Consider the following 21,193-nt stretch of genomic DNA (forward strand, 5'->3'; position numbering starts at 1 on the left):
AATCAGTTTAGATTGCTAAATCGTTATAATTTTTGCTTTGCCCATTCAATACTTTTTTGATAATCATTAGGCAATAGTGGCATTAGATTTTCTAACGCTTTTAATAATTGACTAGACTGGCTATGAGTTAAGTTTAAATGCCCTACTTTACGCCCTGCTCTGACTTCTTTTTCGTACCAATGCATATGTACCAAGTCGATAGATAGCCAATTAAGATTTAATTCTGTACCAATTAAGTTAACCATAATTGATGGTGCAAAAACATTTGGCTTAGGGAGTGGTAAATCTAATATGGCACGAAGATGCAATTCAAATTGGCTTATCGAAGCACCATTTTGTGTCCAATGACCACTATTATGTACCCGTGGAGCAAGTTCATTAATTAGTAATTTACCATCAACAATGAAGCATTCCATTGCCATTACGCCAATATAATTCAATTTATGCATAATGGCAGATAGCATTTTTTCGGCTTGTGTTTGCAATAAAGGGACTTGGTTTGGTAGCACAACGCTCATTTTTAAAATACCATCTTGGTGTAAATTATTGGTAAGCGGGTAAAATACCGTTTCACCTTTTGCATTACGCGCCCCCACTAATGACATCTCTTTTTCAAATGGAATAGCCTGCTCAACAATCGCGTTTTGATAAATATCATCTGGGACGGTGATTGGATGACTAACAGCTATACGCCATTGTCCTCGTCCGTCATAACCACCTGTTCGACGTTTAACAATTAATAGATCCCCCAGATCAGTAAATAAAGTTGGCCAATCTTGAGAATGATTAAGCGTAAACCATTTAGCTGTGGGTAATCCAAGTTCATCAAACAGCTGTTTTTGAGTTAAACGGTCAGCAATAAGCGGAAAAACATCTCGATTAATAAAATGAGGATGCTTAGCTAAAATTTGCGTAAAAGGGGTATCTGACCATCGTTCAATTTCGGCTGTGATCACTGACTGTTGATATGGAATAGTAGCAGGATCTGCATCTAATCCAACAGGATAAACTTTAATACCTAACGGTTCTCCTGCTTGTTTAAGCATTCGCCCTAGTTGACCATTACCTAATACACAAACAGATTGAGTTTTCATATTATGCATCCACTCTTGGATCTGGGTGATTTAACACTTCATCAGTTTGAGTTAATCGCCATGTTGATAAGCGTTGATAAATATCTTGATCGTGTAAAGCAAGAATTTGCGCAGCAAGTAATGCTGCATTAGCCGCACCAGATTTACCTATAGCTAAAGTGCCAACAGGAATGCCCTGAGGCATTTGAACAATAGAATAAAGACTATCAACACCATTTAATGCGGCACTTTGTACCGGGACACCTAATACAGGAACAAGCGTTTTAGCGGCTAACATACCGGGTAAATGAGCTGCACCGCCAGCGCCAGCGATGATCACATCATAGCCTTTTTGTTTAGCATCTTCAGCAAAACGAAATAACTTATCGGGTGTACGGTGTGCTGAAACGATTTCAACATGGTAAGGAATAGTCAACGCATCAAGGATATCGGCGGCATGCAGCATAGTGCTCCAATCACTTTTGGAGCCCATGACAATGGCAATTTTAGGTTGAGTGTGCATAACAAACGTTTGAATAATTAAAATAAGATGTACGCAAAGTATACACTAAATTTTAGTTGATGGGGATAGTCATGGGAGATATCAATTAACAATACAGATTCCTGATATTCGTTAGAAGGAAAACATAATCAAAATAATGCCGCCGAATAGTAAAGAGTATCGGCGGTAATTGAAGCATCAGCTTTTTACTGCTGCCACGATTTTAATTTCGATCAGATATTCTTTTTTCATTAATCCAGCTTGCACAGTACAACGAACAGGCGCACTACCCTTGGCTACCCATTCGTCCCATGCTTTATTTATTGCAGCAAAGTCACTTTTATTCACTAAAAATAATGTCGCATCCAATATATGTAATTTATCGCTGTTAGCTCGAGCTAATAGTTTATCAATTTCTGCTAATGCACTTTGGGTTTGTATATAAGCGTCATTTTCAAGTTCTGTAGGAACACTTGTGTAATAAATCACATTATTATGAATCACAGCTTCAGACCAGCGATCATCGGGATCAATTCGAGTTATTGTCATCATATTTTCCTTGTTAGATGAGTCATTAAGACACTTTAATAAAATCCGCACGCAATTTTTTTATTTCATCACGCAGTACGCCGGCTTTTTCAAATTCAAGATTTTGAGCCGCTTCATACATCATTGCTTCAAGTTCTTTCACTTTTGCCTGTACATCTTTAACAGAAACATACTGATACGATTTACCTGGTTCAAACGCTTGAACTTTGGCTGTTGATTTCTTGGTACTTAAACCTGCCTCTAATACATCTTTAATTTCTTTGCGTACTGATTTAGGCGTGATGCCATGTGCTACATTAAAGTCTTCTTGTTTTTGACGACGGCGAGCAGTCTCATCAATCGTTTTTTGCATAGCCGGCGTAATTTTATCTGCATATAATATAGCTTTACCATGCTCGTTTCGAGCGGCACGCCCAACGGTTTGAATTAGCGAGCTTTCTGAACGTAAAAACCCTTCACGGTCAGCGTCTAATATTGCGATTAGCGATACTTCCGGTATATCTAACCCTTCTCGAAGTAAGTTAATCCCAACTAACACATCGACTTTACCTAAACGCAAATCTCGGATAATTTCCATTCTTTCAACCGTATTAATATCTGAATGCAAATATTTGACATTGATATTATGTTCCGACAAATAATCGGTTAAATTTTCTGCCATACGTTTAGTTAGTGTGGTTACCAAAACACGTTCTTCGTTGTTAATTCGAATTTTGATTTCGGATAATAGATCATCCACCTGAGTTGTAACAGGGCGAACTTCGATAATAGGATCTAATAGTCCGGTAGGTCTAACCACTTGTTCAATAATTTCGTTACCTGATTTCTCAATTTCGTATTTGGCTGGTGTTGCTGATACATAAATGGTTTGTGGCATAATATTTTCGAATTCTGCAAACTTTAAAGGCCTGTTATCTAGTGCTGATGGTAAACGAAAGCCGTATTCAACCAAATTAAGTTTTCGCGAACGATCGCCATTATACATTGCGCCTATCTGTGGAATAGCAACATGCGATTCATCAATAAATAATAATCCGTCTGGAGGCAAGTAATCAAATAACGTTGCTGGCGGATCGCCCGGATTACGTTGGGCTAAAAAGCGTGAGTAATTTTCGATGCCAGAGCAATAACCCAGTTCGGTCATCATTTCAATATCAAAGAGTGTTCGCTGAGTTAAACGTTGTTCTTCCAGTAGACGATTGTTATCTAACAATACTTTTTGACGTTCTTTAAGCTCTTGTTTAATTTGCGCAATGGCATTTTCCATAATATTTCTTGGCGTTACATAGTGTGTTTTTGGATAGATAGTGATCCGTGATACTTCATTGATACTATTACCTGTCAGAGGATCAAACATAACAATACGATCGACTTCGTCATCAAATAGCTCTACGCGCACAGCAAGTTCATCTGAGTCCGCAGGAAAAATATCGATGACATCCCCTCGAACGCGAAACGTACCACGGCTAAAACCTATTTCGTTACGAGTGTATTGTAATTCGGCCAAACGAGTTAAAATTGAGCGCTGATCGGTTATGGTGCCCTTTGTTAAGTGTAATATCATTGACATATAAGTTTCTGGCGCACCTAAACCATAAATTGCCGATACCGATGCTACGATCACAACATCGCGTCGTTCGAGGAGCGATTTCGTCGCTGAAAGACGCATCTGTTCTATATGCTCATTAATTGAGGCATCTTTTTCAATAAATGTATCAGTTGAAGGCACGTAGGATTCAGGTTGATAGTAATCGTAATAAGATACGAAATACTCAACCGCATTTTCAGGAAAAAAGGCCTTCATTTCGCCATACAACTGAGCTGCCAATGTTTTATTGGGCGCTAAAATGATTGTTGGGCGGTTATGCGTAGCAATGACATTGGCCATAGTAAACGTCTTACCTGAACCCGTTACGCCCAACAATGTTTGATGTGCTATCCCATCTACAATATTTTGATTAATTTTTCTTATTGCTTCAGGCTGATCACCGGCAGGCTTAAATTCGGAACATAATTTAAATTTTTTCATTACATCACAACCAATATTTTACCTATTAATAAAAATTATCCCCAAAAGGACTTGACCTTTTAAAATCTTCTATTTTTCATTCAATTGACTTTTTTATAAATAAAAAAGACAACAAATTCATGACTTGATTTACGATAACATATTGATAAAAAACAAAAAACAATTTAATGATTAACTTACAATCAAATCAAGAAAAATCCTGTTCTTGACTGAGGTTAGCGCTTTTTTTAATAAACTACTCACAGAGTTATCCACAGGTAACGGGGATAACTTCATAAGTATAGCCTCTATAGGCTTTTTTCAATTATCAAGACAATTTTTGTCCAAAAAAAACTTTTATTTTGGATGGTTTTTCCTATTTTTAAACTTCTTTTAATAGATTTAATTAATCTACTTGTTTAGCTGTTCAAATTGATATTGATAGCTATCATCAAAGTCACGAACAAAAGTTAATCGATGAGTGATGCATTTAGGCGCATCTTCTGCGTGATGAGACACAAAGAGTAACTGAGTATGTCCCTCACTAATTAAACGATCTATCCAGCGTTTGACTAATTCTCGATTAAGATGGTCTAGCCCTTGCAATGGTTCATCTAAAATAAGCAGTGTCGGATGTTTGACTAAAGCTCTAGCTATCAAAACTAATCGTTGTTGCCCCCAAGAGAGTGATTGAAAAGGTTTGCCCGCTTGCGCTTGTAAACCTAACAACTTTAACCATTCATCAGCTAATTTAGCTTGTCTATCACTGGTAGTTTGATAGATACCAATCGAATCAAAATAGCCAGACAATAACACTGTTTTAACGCTAGAACTAACGCGGTAATCCAAATGTAAACTACTACTGACATAACCAATATGGCGTTTAATATCCCAAATCGTTTCACCTGAGCCACGTTTACGACCAAATAAAGTAAGGTCATTGCTATACCCTTGCGGGTGATCACCAGTAATTAAACTTAATAATGTTGATTTCCCTGCACCATTAGGACCAACAATGTGCCAATTTTGTTTGGCCTTTACTTGCCATGTTAATCCATTAATTATTGCTTTATCATCATAATAAACATAGCCATTATTTAATGTGACTCGATCTAATTGATCTGCTAATCGTGTTGGTGATTCATCAGCTTCTGGTAATGGCATATTGGGTATATTTTCCAAATCTGCTAATTGCTTAACTGTTGCATCGTTTAATATTGTACTCTTCGTATCAATTTTCAATAGTTGGCAATCAGCTAATATACCAACATTTTCGATAAAATCAGGAATTTCATTAAATCGATTTAAAACAAGGACAATAGTGATACCCTGCTTAGCAAGGTCCGCAAGTATTTGTGCTAAATTTGCACGAGATGCCACGTCTAAACCATCAAAAGGCTCATCTAATATCAGAAAATCAGGCTGCTGCATCAAAACTCGGCAGATTAAGGCTTTGCGAGTTTCACCGGTTGATAAATATTTAAAGCGTTTGGTTAATAGGTGTTTAATTCCCAATTGTGTTGCTAATTGTTGACAAAGCACTTGATTAAAATTATTTTCTTGAATAATTTGCTCAGTGGTTAATCCAGTATCATTTTCACTTTCGCTTAGCATATCTGTATTATTACGCTTCCATTCATCATCAATCAGTTTTTGTAGTTGTTCAAACGATATATGAGCTATAGATTTAAATTGATTGATAACGTTACCTGATAATAATGTTTGCTCACCTGCCAACGCTTTAACTAGTATAGATTTACCACTACCATTACGCCCCACAAAAGCGACATGCCCCCCTTGCTTGATTGCCAACGATTCAATGATAAAAACTTGGTAATCACTAATTTTAAACTGTGCGTTTTCTATTTGTAGCATGATAACCTCATATTGCTAAACTAATGTTGCAACAATAATATGTTGTGGATTAATACATAACTTAGTTTGTTTACCTACAGTTAGAGCAGCTTGCTCAACTTCTTTAGCTAATTTGCTAGCGTAAAGCACAATGCCAGAAGATAATGAAAAAGCAATTTCACTCCATTTTTCATCTGTTGTGATCTTTTCAACTGTAACCGACAAGAGATTCTCATTCGCATTCTCTTTTGTATTTACCCATTCAATCAACGGGGCTTTAATTAACAACAAGACTGTTTTATCAGTACTCAACTTTAACCGTCCAATACTTGGCTGAGTAATGTACGCTGTTAACTCAGTTTGGTTATCACTGAGCAGTACAGTAATAAAACCAGCAACATCACTTGTGTGAATCTGCTTAACTGTGCCATATAATTGATTTCGGGCACTAGTCTGCAATGACAATCTTGCAGTGGCTTTTAAAATATCATCTAATGGGACTTTGTCATCACTCAGTATGTTAAATGCATTTTGTTGCAACTGAGTTAATAGATCATAAAGTTGAATGAATCTAACAGCATAAGGACTGAGCTTTGTGCCCCCACCATTTTTGCCACCAATTGCGGTAATTAAAAAAGGATTAGGTGCTAATTTGTTAATTTCATTGATAGCATCCCACGCTGTTTTATAACTAACGCCAATTTGCTTGGCAGCCTGACTTAATGATCCAGTTTGTTCAATTGCTTTTAACAATGCAATACGCCGTGGATCAGTAAATAACTGTTGCTGAATATTCAATGTCAATAAAATTTCAGGAGAAAACATAATTTAACACCATGAAGAACCAACTAATCAATTTGGAGGAGATAAGAGCGTTTATTGTAGACGCTTTTTTATATTCATTCAAAACAAGTTAAAAACATCATTGATTGTTTGATGACATTTATTTAATTGTACTTTATGAATAAATTTTGCTAATATCGATATGTTTTTTTTTATATAGCGATTAAGTGGTTAATGGAAATGTTCCATTACAACCGAGTATTTTAACAATATTGATAACCCAAATTAACCTACTTTTATTGTGAGGAAAAAATGAAAAAATTGATTGGAATTCTTGGGGCTATAGTACTGATGGCGATGACCTTTTCTGCATCAGCTGCTGAAAAAATAACTGTATTTGCCGCTGCCTCATTGACAAATGCAATGCAAGATGTCGCTACCGCTTATAAAGCTGAACATAAAGACGTGGATATTGTGTTTTCTTTTGCTTCATCATCAGTATTAGCAAAACAAATTGAACAAGGTGCACCTGCCGATATTTTCATGTCAGCTGATCAAAAATGGATGACTTACCTTATTGAGCATAATATAGCGAAAAATAAACAAGACCTATTAAAAAATGCATTAGTGCTTATTGCCCCAAAAAGTTCACCATTAGATAACGTTTTAATCAATAACAATACCAATTGGCAAGCGATTTTACCTAAAGACGAAAGAATTGCCATTGGTGATCCAGATCACGTTCCCGCGGGGCTTTATGCAAAAGAATCACTCACTAATTTAGGCGTATTTGACAAATTATCACCACAATTTGCCCCTGCGAGCAATGTGAGGGACGCTCTGATGTTAGTTGAGCGTAACGAAGCCGCCCTTGGCATTGTCTACAGCACCGATGCCAAAGTAAGCGATAAAGTGAAAATTGTAGGGGCTTTCCCTGCAGATACATTTAGGTCTATTGAATACCCAATCACGTTATTAAACTTAAAAGCAAGTGACTTTTATCAATATTTAAACTCACCACAAGCTAAAGCCATTTTTGAAAAATATGGATTTATAACAAAGTAACTTAACAAGTGAGTGATTTGATACAAATATGTTATTAACCGAATTTGAATGGCAAACTTTACTACTTAGTTTAAAAATAGCCACTGCAGCCATTGGCTTTAGTTTACCAATAGGTATTTTAACCGCTTGGATATTGGCTCGCTGTCAATTTTGGGGTAAACCGCTATTTGATAGCATTGTGCATCTTCCTCTTGTTTTGCCACCGGTAGTATTAGGTTATGTATTGTTAATAACCATGGGTCGACGAGGTGTGATTGGTGAGTGGTTAACTCAAAATTTAAATATCAGTTTTAGTTTTAATTGGCAAGGTGCAGCTTTAGCTTCAGCAGTGGTTGCATTTCCACTCATGGTACGTTCTATTCGCTTAGCCATTGAATCGATTGATATACGACTTGAACATGTGGCTCGCACTCTTGGTGCCCATAAATGGCGAGTATTTCTAACTATCACTTTACCTTTAGCCTTTCCGGGTATTTTAATGGGAATCGTGCTAAGCTTTGCTCGTTGTTTAGGAGAATTCGGTGCAACAATTACATTTGTATCAAATATTCAAGGTGAAACTCGGACCTTACCACTCGCAATGTACACGATGCTACAAATCCCCGATGGTGAACACAGTGCCTTACGACTGTGTATCATTTCAATTGTACTGTCGATCATTTCACTTTTTTTATCAGAATTGTTAAATCGATGGCATAAGAGGAAGCTAGCAGGATAATCACTATGTTAAAAATACAGGTTAGCAAACAATTGGCTTCATTTTCTTTCCAATTCAATCATGATATAGATTGCCAAGGCATTACTGCTATTTTAGGCGTTTCAGGATCGGGGAAATCAACGCTAATCAACCTTATTAATGGATTAATTAAACCCGACCAAGGTTATATCAAACTCAATAACACATCACTAGTTGATTGTGATAAGAACCTTTTTATCGATCCTGAAAAACGTCAGATTGGTACCGTTTTTCAAGATGCATTACTTTTCCCTCATTATAAAGTGATTAAAAATCTAACTTATGGTGCTAACAACTTCAATTCTTCAAAATTTGACGAAATCGTGAATGTACTTAATATCCACTCATTATTAAATCGCTATCCAGCGATGCTATCTGGCGGTGAAAAACAGCGGGTGGCAATCGGTCGAGCACTATTAGCCAATCCTCTATTGCTACTGATGGACGAACCGCTTTCCGCCCTTGATATGCCCAGAAAAAAAGAGTTATTAACTTATATTGATAAGTTAGCTAATGATTTAAATATACCTATTATTTATGTAACACATAATATTAATGAAGTTAAAAAGATAGCCAATAATGTAGCTATTTTAGATCAAGGCAAGCTGATTGAGTTTGGTAAAGTCGAGCATGTTTTACAAAGTGATTATTTAAAAGAATGGTTATAAAGAGCTAAAGTATTACTATTTTGTTCTTGTTTGATATATGTCACACCATCATGCCATGCCCCCAGCACAATACGAGTTGCACGGTTGCCTTCAATTTGAAAATAGTGTGTTGCAGGTTTGTGGGTATGACCATGCACCATAATATCTGCATTATGTTCTATCATCACTTCCACTACCGCTTGTTGATTTACATCCATAATAAATTCAGATTTAGTCTGATTATGCAGACTACTTTTTTGCCGCAACTTAGCTGCAATTTTAAGCCGAACAAAGCGCGGAAGTAATAAAAACAGTTTTTGTAACCATCTATTATGCATAGCTTTTCGAAATTTTTGATATTGAAGATCGTCAATACATAATAAATCGCCATGTAAAAAAACAATATTTTTTTCTTGATTGGGCAAACAGTTAATTTCTGGCAATAAAATCATATCGCACTGCTGAGCATATCTTTTACCTAACAGAAAATCACGATTACCATGCACAAAATATTTTTTGATATGACGTTTTGATAAGGCTTGTAATGCCAGTGCAGTTTGTTGTTGTATATTGGTTTTAACATCATCACCAACCCAATAGTCAAACAAATCACCTAAAATGTAAAGTTCACAATTATCAGGGAGAGTATGTAAAAAAGACAAAAAGCCTGCGGTTATACCCATATAACCATCAGGCTCATTATCGGCTAGATGAATATCAGCGATAAAATAACGAACAGGATTATTCAACCGTAACACTCGTAATAATGATATCTTCTACAGGAACATCTGAATGCATACCGCTACGCCCTGTTTTAACGACTTTGATTTTATCAACAACGTCTAGCCCTTCGACGACTTGTGCAAAAACACAATAGCCATAACCATTAACATCAGCAGAGCGGAAGTTAAGATAATCATTATCAACCACATTGATAAAAAATTGTGCTGTTGCAGAGTGTGGATCTGATGTGCGAGCCATCGCTAAAGTGCCACGATCATTTTTTAGTCCGTTATCCGCTTCATTTTTTATTGGTGATTTTGTTTTTTTCTGTTTCATACCGGGTTCAAACCCGCCACCTTGAATCATGAAATTATTAATAACACGATGGAAGATTGTGTTGTTGTAAAAACCGTCTTTGCAATATTCAACAAAATTTTTAACGGTTTCTGGCGCCTTATCGTCAAAAGTTTTGATTTTAATATCACCTAAATTAGTGTGAAATATAATCATAACAGATTCCTTTTTTTATTTAATATACATATTTCGAGCAAAAGTAAGCTTTAATCAATTTGACTTACTTACTAAATTTTTCACATGCTTCAAGGGTGTTACTCATTAACATAGCAACAGTCATTGGACCAACACCACCAGGTACAGGCGTTATCCAACCAGCCCGTTTAACGGCAGCCTCAAAATCCACATCGCCAGCTAATTTACCATCTGGCAGACGATTGATACCAACATCAATAACAATTGCGCCTGGTTTTATCCACTCACCCTTAACATAATTAGGAATGCCAACTCCTGCAACAACAATATCCGCATTACTCACATGTTTAGCTAAATCAACAGTACGGCTATGAGTAATGGTTGTTGTACAACCTAATAACAATAATTCTAATGCCATTGGACGACCTACAATGCTTGAAGCCCCTACCACTGTTGCATTTAAGCCTGATAGATTTATACCCGTGGATTGCAGCATTTTGACCACTCCATAAGGAGTACATGGTCGTAAAATCGGATCGCGTTGTAATAAGTGACCAATATTGTAAGGGTGAAAACCATCAACATCTTTACTTGGATTGATACGTTCAAGAACCTTGGTTTTGTCAATATTATCAGGTAAAGGAAGTTGCACTAAAATACCATGCACATCTGATCGTTGATTAAGTTCATCAATTAATGCCAATAACTCATCAGTGGTCGACGTTGGGAAGTCATACGCAAATGAAATAAAACCAACATCATCACAAGCTTTTTGCTTATTTTTGACATAGATTTTTGATGCAGGATCTGAACCCACTTGAATTACTGCAAGCCCAGGAACAGATAAACCTTTTTCAATACGTGTGTTAACTTTATTAGCAATATCAGTTCGTATTTGTTGTGCTAATACTTTTCCATCAATGATATGTGCAGTCATAGGCTTCCGTTTAGCTATCATAGTAAGGGCATCATTTTCGCAAAAGTTTTTATTAATGTCTATTTACTTATGAATAGATTGATTAAGTTGAGTTAATATTTCTTTGTATTGCGCATCAATATCGGTAATCACAGAACAAATATGAGCATCAAAAGCTTTTAGTTTAGGTTTTTGAGCTTTCCACTCATTTTTTGAGATTTGTTTGATCGCCCCTAAATTTTTAAAAAAATCGAAATGCAAAATACTTCCTCCCACAACATTATAAAAAATGCGCTGACCGATATCTTCACCATCTTTTTTTAGATTATTGAAATTTTGGTAAGAAAATCGTGTATTGCCATTTTCTGTAAAAATCGAAGCATGTAGCAACTTAACTAAACGTTTATATAATTTGTTTAATTCACTTTTTAGCTCGGTATCGTCGCTCAATTGATTTTTTATTGCCTGTTCAAAGGTCATTTTCACATCTAATAAAAGATTTAACGATTGTTGTTCTAATTGCGGTAACTGTTGGCGTAAATCTTGTTGAAATTTTGCCAGTTTTTTTTGTAATGGCGGATTAAGTGTTACTGATTGCTTATTTAAAATCACATTACCATTTGGTGTAATAGTTAAATCATTTTTTTTATTAAAAATATGCACACTTTCTTTGCTAATCGTAATATCATAACTGGGTTTAACTCCACACTCTTTTTTCACAGCAAATACGGTGATAGGTAATAATAAAACAATCAATAACAATTTTTTCAACATATTCATATCCAGCAAGTTAATTCATGCAGATTATAACGTCTATCAGGAAATAAATATAATAAACTTGAATATATGCTGTAGTTGAGAAACACACAAATCAAAGTCAACATATGTTATCTAGTTGATATTTTACAAAAAAAACAGCAATTGAAAGGTATAAATCCCTCAAAAAAATAGAACTAAAAAACTTCAATAAAATCAATACCTTTTCTGAACGATTTTTATAGGGACAAAACCGTCTTTTCCGCAATTTTAAACATAAAACCCTGATTGACTTTTCAAGCCTATTATCAATAGATATAATCTATTTAATTAACTATATTTAACCACTTTTTTTAAATTAAAAGTAACGTATAGTAATAATATATGTAAAACAACTTATTCGAGGTGACAAATGTATACTGTAATTTTTGGACGTCAAGGTTGTCCTTATTGTGTTCGAGCTAAAGAATTAGCTGAAAAACTTTCTCAAGAGCGTGATGATTTTTCTTATCGCTATGTCGATATTAATGTAGAAGGCATTACCAAAGAAGATCTTTCTAAAAGTGTAGGTAAACCTGTTGAAACTGTGCCGCAAATTTTTATTGATGAAAAACCAATCGGTGGCTGCACTGATTTTGAGGCCTATGCGAAAGAGCATTTAGGGCTTTATAAATAAAGCGCCCCCTCCTAATTTTAAGCAAAAAAAAAGCCACATATAAGTGGCTTTTTTTTTTATATTATTGCCGTTATCGTCCTGGCAACTTTTTCCAAGTCACTTCGTTACGTAAATAAGTTGGCTCGACATCTTCAACATTCAAAAGCTCATTCTTTTGCCATTGATTCTTAGCAAGAACAACAAGATCTTGTGCATGAGGTAACAAGATATCGCTTTGTTTTATATCGTTAATCATATCAGGATAAGTTTGCCACCCCGTACCAGCACAATAATCATTTTGACTAATATGCTTCACTTTTTCGATTACTTTTTCAGGCTTAATAACACACTCAGCAATAACTGCTTGCCATTGCTCGTTAACGTAATGGTATTGACCTAAATAGACTTCGTTCATTCTAGCATCAATTGCGGCAATAACGTTTGTTGCTTGCGTTGTTCGATAAACACCTTGAGCCAAAGTCATCAGTGTTGATACACCTATCATGGGTTTATCAATCCCTAACGCTAAACCTTGAGCCACGCCAATACCAATTCTAACGCCAGTAAAACTACCTGGGCCTTGGCCAAAAGCGATTGCATCAACTTGCGTAAGTGAACAGTCTGATTGTTTAAGAAGTCTATCAACCATCGGTAATATTTGTTTAGTATGATCACGAGCAGATAAAATAAAATCGTGAGTGATTTCGTTACGGTAAAGTAAAGCAACCGAACAAGCTTCTGTTGAGGTATCAATGGCTAAAATAGTACTCATGTTTTTTCCAAAATATTTTATCTATTATCATTTAGCTTTTAGTTATTAAAAAGTTTATAACTTTATTTATATCCCGTGTTCTTGGTGAGGGTGGTAAGCTATTAATAAATGTTGCACCATAAGGTCGCATTACTAAACGATTATCACAGATAATAATCGCTCCACGATCATTGTGATGGCGAATTAGTCGCCCTACACCTTGTTTTAAGGTGATCACCGCTTCGGGTAATTGTACATCATTAAATGCGTCCCCACCCTGCATTTGACAATCCTCCATACGGGCTTTAATTAACGGATCATCAGGCGAAGTAAACGGTAATTTATCTATAATAACACATGATAAGGTATCGCCTCTAACATCGATCCCTTCCCAAAAGCTGCTCGTAGCAATAAGTAGCGCATTGCCTGTATGAATAAACTGTTCAAGCAATTTAACTTTACTGGTTTCACCTTGTACTAATACTGGTAATTTGGTTAATTCTCGAAACTGTTTAGCTAGTGCATTCATCATTGCATATGAAGTACACAAAAAGAAACAACGGCCATTATTAGCTTCAATAACAGGCAACAAAATATTGGCTAATTTTTCGGCATTGCCTTGCTCATTTGGCGATGGAATATAACGAGGAACACACAAAATCGTCTGGTTAATATAATCAAATGGGCTTTCTAATATTAGTGAATCGGCATTTGTCAGCCCTAAGCGTTTAGTAAAATAATCTAATTGATTATCAACCGATAACGTTGCTGATGTAAAAATCCAACTGCCTTTTCGCTGGGTTAATAGTTCAGTAAATTTATCGGCAACAGACAATGGCGTTAGCGCAAAAACAAAATAGTTATGGCTACTTTCATACCAATAACTAAAACCAGTTACATTTGTCTCCTGAAAGCGTTTTAATAGCGTATTATATTGATTAATTCGTTCAAAACAGTTATCTAACGTTGTCGAACGTCCAACCGTCAATAACAAAACTTCGTGACAAAAATCTAATGCATCGACAAGATAAGAAATCTCTTTTTTAACTGCTTCTTGGTTAAATAAAAAACGTAAGTTACCTTTTGGTGGTTGTTGGTTAATAGCAATTCGTAAGTCTTGCGTACATTTTTGTAGTTTATCCGCACATTGCTGTAGCTGAGACATATCTTTAACTTCGGTACGATAAACTAGGTTAATTTCTTTAGCAAGATCAAAAAGTTGCCGACTAGTTAGCTGCTCACCAAAATAGTGACAAGCAAGATCTGGTAGTTGATGAGCCTCGTCGAAAATCATGACATCTGCTTTAGGAATCAGTTCTCCAAAGCCCGTATCTTTTACTACAACATCAGCTAAAAATAAGTGGTGATTAACCACAACAACATCCGCATTTAAGGCTCGTTTACGCGCTTTGATAACATAACAATCACTATAGTGCTCACAGTCACTGCCTAAACAATTATCATTTGTGCTTGTTAATATTGGCCAAATTAGGTTTTCTTCGGTGACAGTAGTGCATTTACTGATGTCTCCATCTTTAGTTTTAATTGACCAATTTTTTACACGAACTAAATCAACACGTAAATCTTTATCAAGATCTCCTGCTGCTGCATATTGATGATACAGGCGTTCTAAACAAAGATAATTAGCTCGACCTTTAAGCAAGGCTATTTTCCCTGTGTAATTTAATGCTTTTTTGATTATTGGTAAGTCTTTACTGAATAACTGTTCTTGTAAATTTTTAGAGCCAGTTGAAAGTATTACTTTTTTATCGCTACGTAATGCAGGAACTAAATAAGCAAAGGTCTTGCCAGTCCCTGTTCCCGCCTCAACCACAAGAGAACGCTGTTTTTTTATTGATTCAGAGACTTTACTTGCCATGTTTCTTTGTGGCTCTCTTGCCACAAATCCATCAATAGCTTGAGCAAGCAAACCATTCTCAGCAAAATCATCAATCACTTAAAATACACCTAATAAAAAAGATAAGGTCAATACAACAATAAAATGAAGAAAATACATTCTAGGGAAAATACAACATTATGAAAACATCACAGCTTATTTCCAATAATGAGATGAATTTATTGTCACAGAATGAAACAATTAATAATATAAAAACTGCTGTACTATACCAGTAACCGAGCGAAAAAGATATATGGCATCCTTAAGTCACCAAAGCCATCTTTAATTGTGAACGTTACTCATCAAAATAAATAACGCCCTAGATTTCAAAAAATAAAGAACCAATAACAAATTTTATTTTGTCAATTTGGTTTTCAAATAAATAAAATAATGCTTAAGTCCTGATAAATATTTTTTTTGCTTAAACATTAATCGAGAATAAGCTCGTATTGAGGAGGTTTTTTTACAACTATATAAAGGCAGCTCGTCATTTTTCCATGGTGATTGTTGTAAATAAAAATCAAATAATGTTGAACGATAAGGCTGGTGCCAAGGTTTGTTTTTAGTAATATAATGAATCAATACAGTATCATCTGGGACATTTGAATCTTCATTGCCATTTATTGATAACGCCAATAAATTATTATATTTCTTTGCTAATAGAATCCTTTTTTCACCTATTGCGATATTTAATACATCTTGATCTGGATATTGATATTTTTCACCACTATTCAATAATGTTAGTGTTTTAGAAGTGATATCCTCCTGACACCAAAGTGGTATGTTAATTAACATTACACCAGAATTAAAATAAGTGCCAAACTTTACGTTATATTTAGTACATTGAGACTCTTGCATATAAGAAACATCAGCAACAGCTGCGATAACCGCTGAATCTAAATTAATATCAGACATAAATGCTAAGTTTTGGAGACAAAGTGTATCACTATCAATATAAAGCAACCTTTCAGCAACATCTCTTAAAATTATTGGAGCAATTAATCGAACACAAGCCGAAATAGGAAACTGTTCAGTATTTTTTTGGTCTATTTTGAACTGCTCATTAATGACATATTCGGTTATAGCGATATTATCAAATTTAATGGCGACAAATTTTTTTCTATTTACTTCTGAAATATTATGCGTAAAAAGATGAAAATGAATTTGCCGATTTTTGTTATTTGCAATAACAGAAATAATGTCCACTCCTGCCGATAGTGCATAATTATTGTCAAAACATAATAAAATATGTAATACAGGGGTATTATTTAAAAAATCACATAATAATAATTCATTTCGTTTATTAATAAATTTATCAACATTAATCACACAGCTAATCCTTAATGCTTTTTGAAAGTTTTATGCTTTAAATACAGTAAAAAATACTTACAAGCAGAAAAATATTTATGTTGGCTTACAAGAAGCTTAGCGTATCGTCTTGTCGTTGATGGTGCATTCTCATTAGCGAGTAATAATTTATCCTTAGCCCAAGGAGAAGAGGCAATATAACTTTGATAGAGTGGCGTTAAATATAGTCGATACCAAGGTTTATTTCCGGTGACATAATGAATAATCACATTATCCTTATCAATAAAACTGTCCTCTTCACCACCTACTGTAAGTGATGTTAACCTATTGAAATATTGAGGTAAAAATACAGTTTTACCCTGCATTAAAATATTTAACACATCTTGATCAGCAAATTTGTATACTTTGCCACTATTAATCATTGAAAATGCTTTTTCAGTAAGGTTATTTTGCACCCACATATCCGTATTAATATAAATCATTCCTGCATTAAAATATTCGCCATATGGAATATCGCAAGCTGCACATTGTTTTTCTTGCGTTTTATCCACATCAGGAACGACAGCAGAATATTTATCAGTTAAATCAGTGTTGATTAATTCATTAAGATTACGGGTGCATAAGACATCACAATCCAGATATAAAACCCTCGAAGTAATTTTATTTAAAATTTGTGGAACAACAAACCGCAAACACGTTGACGCTGAAACATGTAAAACTAAAGTATCAGGGTTAATGGAAAAATCATCACTAATTTCATAACAAATTATAGTCACATTTTCTTTACTTAATTGATTAAATCTTATGATTTTTTCATTCGATACGTTATTAGCAAATAAGTGAAACACCAAATTTTTATCTGGATTATTCAAAACAACAGAAGACATAGCAATACCAGCAGGCATTGCATAATTATCATCGAAGCAAAATGCGATATGTGTGGTCTGTGAAGATTCTATGGTATTATTGAATAATGTTGTAATTTTACTAATAAAAAGGTTTTCTTTCATCTTATGCTGTCTTAAAACCAAGATTAAAAATTTACAATATTGTAACATACGTTAAATTAAACAATGAAGTAATAATAAATTTTATATTGACATATAATGTCAGTAATGACTAAATAACAACGTTAAGTTTTTAAAGAGTATTGGAAATGGATAAGAGTATTAATATTGCATATTGTACAGACTCGAATTATCTTGAACATGTAGGTGTTTCAATTACCTCTATCATGCTTAATAATATGCATAATAATATTCATTTTCATGTTTTTTTATATGATGTAACTACAGAAGAAAAAGAAAAATTACAACATATTAGTTCATCAATCACGCTCTATTCAATTCCTGTCGATGAATTAAACAAGTATTCAGATACACACAATAACAAAATAAAACATATTAATCGCTCAATGTACCTTCGATTGTCAGTTCCTAGACTATTGCATGGCATTGTTGATAAATTTATTTATTTAGATGCAGATGTACTGTGCTTTACTGACATATCGCCGATTTTAAACACAAATATAGATTCAGTTATTTGTGCTGTAACACCTGACTCGTTAGATAAACAAAATATGTTAAAAAATAAAGAAAGACTCAAGTTAACGTCTGAAAATTATTTTAACTCTGGTTTTTTATATATTAATGTTAATAACTGGATGCAATTTGATACAGAAACTAAAACAAATAACATCTTATTATCGTTAGAACAAAAAGATTTAATCTACCCAGACCAAGATGCACTAAATATAGTTTTACAGCATCAAGTCTTATTTATCGATCCTAATTGGAATTATTTATTTACTTGGATGGATGATAAACAAAAAGAAACATTTTTTTATGATAAAAAATCTTTACCCTATATCATCCATTTTACGGGTGCCAGAAAAATGTGGTATCAAGAACATATAGGACTTGCGCAAAATATCTATTGTTTTTATAAACATTTTACTCCTTGGACCAATAGTCCACTTAAAAGTTATAAACCCAAAATGCGCGTTAATGATTATCGTATTTATGCCAAAAACAGCATCAAAGAGAAAAAATTCATCACTGGCCTAAAATATTATTTACTTTATTTAGGCTATAAATTAAAAAATTAGATCTAACTCGCTTAGATATATTTATTAATTGACTCTATTAAAGTATCTGGGTCAATCTTTTCCACACTATTAACATAAAAAACAATTTGTTTTCCATTTATATCGTTGGGTGACCAAATATGACTATTTACTTGCAAATTAAGATTCGGACTGTATTTTTTTATATACTTTTTATCTAAAAATAAATCTTGTTGTAAGTATTTATAATTACTCAATTCTCGACTATAAACAGATTTCAAACTATTTGATTCAGGGGGTGGTGGTTCCATATAAATTGAAATACATTTAGTTGAGAAAGCTGAAGCAATATGTACTATTGATGTATCAACACTAATAACCAAATCTGCTTTTTTTATTAAGGGAATGACATCAGAAATTGCAGGAGATTGAAATTTAATACAGTCTGGTATAAATAATTTATCAAATTTTTCACCTTGACCAATTAATATTATTTTATATTTCTGATGACAATTTTTTAACAGATCACACAACATTTTAATCTGGTGCTCAGATAAGCAACGATATTTTGAACTACCATAGGGATTTATTACCACAAATTTATTCTGAGGTTTAATATTATTAGTAATAAATATGTCTACATTTTTTTCTTTAACAGAATCAATAAAAATTTCGTAATTAAAAGAACCGTATTTGATACTAAGGTATGTTAAATAATATTTAAGTTGATTTGTAACATGATCTGCCGGCTGATAATAAGGTAAAGAAATATTGAATGATTTTATATTGCTTTTATTGTAACTAAGCAAATGTGTACTTTTAACAAAACAACAAAAAAACAAATGTTTTAAATCTAACCGTCTATGAAATCTTGCATCAATTGCCAAGTCAAATTTATGTTTTCTGACAGTTTTTAGCGAGTTAACTAACTCACCAAAATTTTTATCATTATACAAAAAACGCCCAGTTATATATGGATTGTTATCTAAAATTTCTAAGCTACTTTTTCGAGAAGAAATATAAACTTCATATCCATTATCAGCCAAATACCGGATAAATGGCGTTGTAACGATCATATCACCAATACAATCATTTCTAATAACAAGTACTTTCTTTATCGTATTGGCATTAAATAAAGTTTTTTTTCTTTTTTAAAAAAAGAGTAAAAATAAACAAAAATTTCATATATAAAATATATTTAATTTTTTAGTAATAAAATTACGTTGCCAATTTAACTGTCGCAATTTTTGCTTTAAATCCATCAAAATTATTCCTATTCTTTTGATAAACTTTTATAATTTTTCTATTTCTAATTTTAATTGTTCGAGCACAATACCAATATCAAGATTGGCTATCGGATCACCAAGTCCAGTACCTAAATGATCATTTGTAAACATTTGTATTGCATTGGCATAATTTGGTCCCCACACATAATTATTAATAAACTTATTATCAATAATCCGATTATTATAAACACAAAGCATTTTTTTATTATAAATAGAAGCAATATGCACAATTGAAGTGTCAACAGAAATCACCAAATTTGAAAACTTCACTAAAGCAACACTTTCAAAAAAAGTAGGTAATGGATTGATAATAATATTTTTTTTAGCTTTAATATGAGATATTTTATTAGGTTCGCCCACGACAATTGTTATACAATTATCATATTGTGATAAAAAGGATAAAGTTGTATCAATTTGAGAATTAGAAAAGCTTCTAGCCTCATTTGAACCATAAGGATTAAAAATAATGATATTTTTATTCGAAGCAAGCAACGAACTTATAAAATCTTTAGCCGAAAGCTCGGCTTCGGTTGGAATATTAACAAAGTACCTTATAGGCGTGGGCTGAATACGCATAAATTCAAGTATTTTCTGACTTCTCTTTGAAATATGAGATTTGTATTCGTGATAATAAATTGATGTATCATACAATTTATATTTATCTTGATTAAAACCAATTGTATGTAACGGATTGATAGCTTGAATTATTTGAGCTCGCCTTACACTATTTTGGCCTTTATCAACCAGATCAATTGCGACATCAATCCTTATACTCTGTAATTGTTCTTTTATCTGTTTTATGTTTTTATTCCTATCGTAGAATAAAACCCCATCTACAGAAATAAATTTATCAAAAAGAAAGGCTATCCTTTTTTCTACTACGACATAAACCTGAAAGCCATTTTCTCGAAGAGTATTAATTAAGTAGGAAGTTACTATTGCATCGCCAATTCCTTGATCATTCATAAGAATTGCTACAGAACGATACTTTTCTAGAAAAAATTCAGACCTTACCTTTTTTTTTCGATTTAATAAAGCTAATTTAATAGCCAATTTAAACGGTTTTATCTTTAAATTTCTCTGCCTATTCAAGTATTTAATACATTCTAGTACTTTATTAATCATATGTC

Annotated in this window: 21 protein-coding genes; 5 read left to right on the forward strand and 16 right to left on the reverse strand. The window is 33.6% G+C overall.

Annotation, left to right across the window (positions count from 1 at the left end):
- Positions 1 to 23: 23 nt before the first annotated feature.
- The 6 genes from purK to GA0061081_RS04320 form a co-directional block, all read right to left on the reverse strand.
- Positions 24 to 1,094, reverse strand: a complete 1,071-nt coding sequence (purK, locus tag GA0061081_RS04295) for a 5-(carboxyamino)imidazole ribonucleotide synthase (protein ID WP_091347412.1) — start codon at positions 1,092 to 1,094, stop codon at positions 24 to 26.
- A gap of 1 nt (position 1,095) precedes the next feature.
- A complete protein-coding gene (purE, locus tag GA0061081_RS04300; RefSeq protein WP_091347414.1) occupies positions 1,096 to 1,596 on the reverse strand; it encodes a 5-(carboxyamino)imidazole ribonucleotide mutase in 501 nt (166 codons plus the stop codon).
- Positions 1,597 to 1,773: 177 nt separating this feature from the next.
- Positions 1,774 to 2,124 (reverse strand): RidA family protein, encoded by a 351-nt coding sequence (locus tag GA0061081_RS04305; RefSeq protein WP_091347416.1) that lies wholly within the window; start codon positions 2,122 to 2,124, stop codon positions 1,774 to 1,776.
- Positions 2,125 to 2,149: 25 nt separating this feature from the next.
- Positions 2,150 to 4,153: an excinuclease ABC subunit UvrB gene (uvrB, locus tag GA0061081_RS04310; RefSeq protein ID WP_091347418.1), complete on the reverse strand. Its 2,004-nt coding sequence runs from the start codon at positions 4,151 to 4,153 to the stop codon at positions 2,150 to 2,152.
- Between the two features lie 390 nt (positions 4,154 to 4,543).
- Positions 4,544 to 6,007 carry a molybdate ABC transporter ATP-binding protein ModF gene (gene modF / locus GA0061081_RS04315; protein ID WP_091347420.1) on the reverse strand — a complete coding sequence of 488 codons (1,464 nt, stop codon included), beginning with the start codon at positions 6,005 to 6,007 and terminating at the stop codon, positions 4,544 to 4,546.
- 15 nt (positions 6,008 to 6,022) lie between these two features.
- A complete protein-coding gene (locus tag GA0061081_RS04320; protein WP_091347422.1) occupies positions 6,023 to 6,811 on the reverse strand; it encodes a TOBE domain-containing protein in 789 nt (262 codons plus the stop codon).
- Positions 6,812 to 7,081: 270 nt separating this feature from the next.
- Between GA0061081_RS04320 and modA the strand changes: the two genes are divergently transcribed.
- The 3 genes from modA to modC are packed head-to-tail and all read left to right on the forward strand — an operon-like array spanning position 7,082 to position 9,238.
- Complete coding sequence (gene modA / locus GA0061081_RS04325; RefSeq protein WP_091347423.1) at positions 7,082 to 7,834, forward strand: molybdate ABC transporter substrate-binding protein; 753 nt, start codon at positions 7,082 to 7,084, stop codon at positions 7,832 to 7,834.
- Between the two features lie 28 nt (positions 7,835 to 7,862).
- The gene (modB, locus tag GA0061081_RS04330; RefSeq protein ID WP_091347425.1) at positions 7,863 to 8,552 is read left to right on the forward strand and encodes a molybdate ABC transporter permease subunit; all 690 of its coding nucleotides are present in this window, start codon (positions 7,863 to 7,865) and stop codon (positions 8,550 to 8,552) included.
- 5 nt (positions 8,553 to 8,557) lie between these two features.
- Positions 8,558 to 9,238, forward strand: coding sequence for a molybdenum ABC transporter ATP-binding protein (gene modC, locus GA0061081_RS04335; protein WP_091347427.1), 681 nt, complete (start codon positions 8,558 to 8,560; stop codon positions 9,236 to 9,238).
- On the opposite strand, the gene GA0061081_RS04340 is transcribed toward modC, so the two are convergent.
- The 4 genes from GA0061081_RS04340 to GA0061081_RS04355 form a co-directional block, all read right to left on the reverse strand.
- Complete coding sequence (locus GA0061081_RS04340) at positions 9,217 to 9,966, reverse strand: UDP-2,3-diacylglucosamine diphosphatase (protein WP_091347429.1); 750 nt, start codon at positions 9,964 to 9,966, stop codon at positions 9,217 to 9,219. The two genes, modC and GA0061081_RS04340, sit on opposite strands and share 22 nt — an antisense overlap.
- The gene (gene ppiB / locus GA0061081_RS04345) at positions 9,959 to 10,450 is read right to left on the reverse strand and encodes a peptidylprolyl isomerase B (RefSeq protein ID WP_091347431.1); all 492 of its coding nucleotides are present in this window, start codon (positions 10,448 to 10,450) and stop codon (positions 9,959 to 9,961) included. The genes GA0061081_RS04340 and ppiB overlap by 8 nt, the downstream gene beginning before the upstream one ends.
- Before the next feature lie 64 nt (positions 10,451 to 10,514).
- On the reverse strand, positions 10,515 to 11,366 hold the full coding sequence (gene folD / locus GA0061081_RS04350; protein WP_091347433.1) for a bifunctional methylenetetrahydrofolate dehydrogenase/methenyltetrahydrofolate cyclohydrolase FolD: 852 nt from the start codon (positions 11,364 to 11,366) through the stop codon (positions 10,515 to 10,517).
- 63 nt (positions 11,367 to 11,429) lie between these two features.
- Entirely contained in the window at positions 11,430 to 12,119 is a 690-nt protein-coding gene (locus GA0061081_RS04355; protein WP_167349298.1) for a DUF2884 family protein, read from the reverse strand.
- A 394-nt stretch (positions 12,120 to 12,513) separates the two neighbouring features.
- Between GA0061081_RS04355 and GA0061081_RS04360 the strand changes: the two genes are divergently transcribed.
- Positions 12,514 to 12,777 (forward strand): GrxA family glutaredoxin, encoded by a 264-nt coding sequence (locus GA0061081_RS04360; protein ID WP_091347437.1) that lies wholly within the window; start codon positions 12,514 to 12,516, stop codon positions 12,775 to 12,777.
- A gap of 70 nt (positions 12,778 to 12,847) precedes the next feature.
- On the opposite strand, the gene tsaB is transcribed toward GA0061081_RS04360, so the two are convergent.
- The 4 genes from tsaB to GA0061081_RS04380 form a co-directional block, all read right to left on the reverse strand.
- On the reverse strand, positions 12,848 to 13,528 hold the full coding sequence (gene tsaB / locus GA0061081_RS04365; RefSeq protein ID WP_091347439.1) for a tRNA (adenosine(37)-N6)-threonylcarbamoyltransferase complex dimerization subunit type 1 TsaB: 681 nt from the start codon (positions 13,526 to 13,528) through the stop codon (positions 12,848 to 12,850).
- Between the two features lie 31 nt (positions 13,529 to 13,559).
- Positions 13,560 to 15,464: a DNA repair helicase YoaA gene (yoaA, locus tag GA0061081_RS04370; protein WP_091347440.1), complete on the reverse strand. Its 1,905-nt coding sequence runs from the start codon at positions 15,462 to 15,464 to the stop codon at positions 13,560 to 13,562.
- Positions 15,465 to 15,758: 294 nt separating this feature from the next.
- Positions 15,759 to 16,733 carry a glycosyltransferase family 8 protein gene (locus GA0061081_RS04375; protein ID WP_091347442.1) on the reverse strand — a complete coding sequence of 325 codons (975 nt, stop codon included), beginning with the start codon at positions 16,731 to 16,733 and terminating at the stop codon, positions 15,759 to 15,761.
- A gap of 11 nt (positions 16,734 to 16,744) precedes the next feature.
- Entirely contained in the window at positions 16,745 to 17,722 is a 978-nt protein-coding gene (locus tag GA0061081_RS04380) for a glycosyltransferase family 8 protein (RefSeq protein WP_167349299.1), read from the reverse strand.
- A 146-nt stretch (positions 17,723 to 17,868) separates the two neighbouring features.
- Here GA0061081_RS04380 and GA0061081_RS04385 point away from each other — a divergent pair, with 146 nt between their 5' ends.
- Complete coding sequence (locus tag GA0061081_RS04385) at positions 17,869 to 18,819, forward strand: glycosyltransferase family 8 protein (protein ID WP_091347445.1); 951 nt, start codon at positions 17,869 to 17,871, stop codon at positions 18,817 to 18,819.
- 11 nt (positions 18,820 to 18,830) lie between these two features.
- On the opposite strand, the gene GA0061081_RS04390 is transcribed toward GA0061081_RS04385, so the two are convergent.
- Together GA0061081_RS04390 and GA0061081_RS04395 are read right to left on the reverse strand one after the other, a co-directional pair.
- Complete coding sequence (locus tag GA0061081_RS04390; protein WP_091347446.1) at positions 18,831 to 19,853, reverse strand: glycosyltransferase family 9 protein; 1,023 nt, start codon at positions 19,851 to 19,853, stop codon at positions 18,831 to 18,833.
- Between the two features lie 216 nt (positions 19,854 to 20,069).
- The gene (locus tag GA0061081_RS04395; RefSeq protein WP_091347448.1) at positions 20,070 to 21,188 is read right to left on the reverse strand and encodes a glycosyltransferase family 9 protein; all 1,119 of its coding nucleotides are present in this window, start codon (positions 21,186 to 21,188) and stop codon (positions 20,070 to 20,072) included.
- Positions 21,189 to 21,193: the final 5 nt, after the last annotated feature.

It is taken from the genome of Gilliamella bombicola (assembly GCF_900094945.1).
In the GTDB taxonomy this organism is placed as follows: Bacteria; Pseudomonadota; Gammaproteobacteria; order Enterobacterales; family Orbaceae; genus Gilliamella; species Gilliamella bombicola.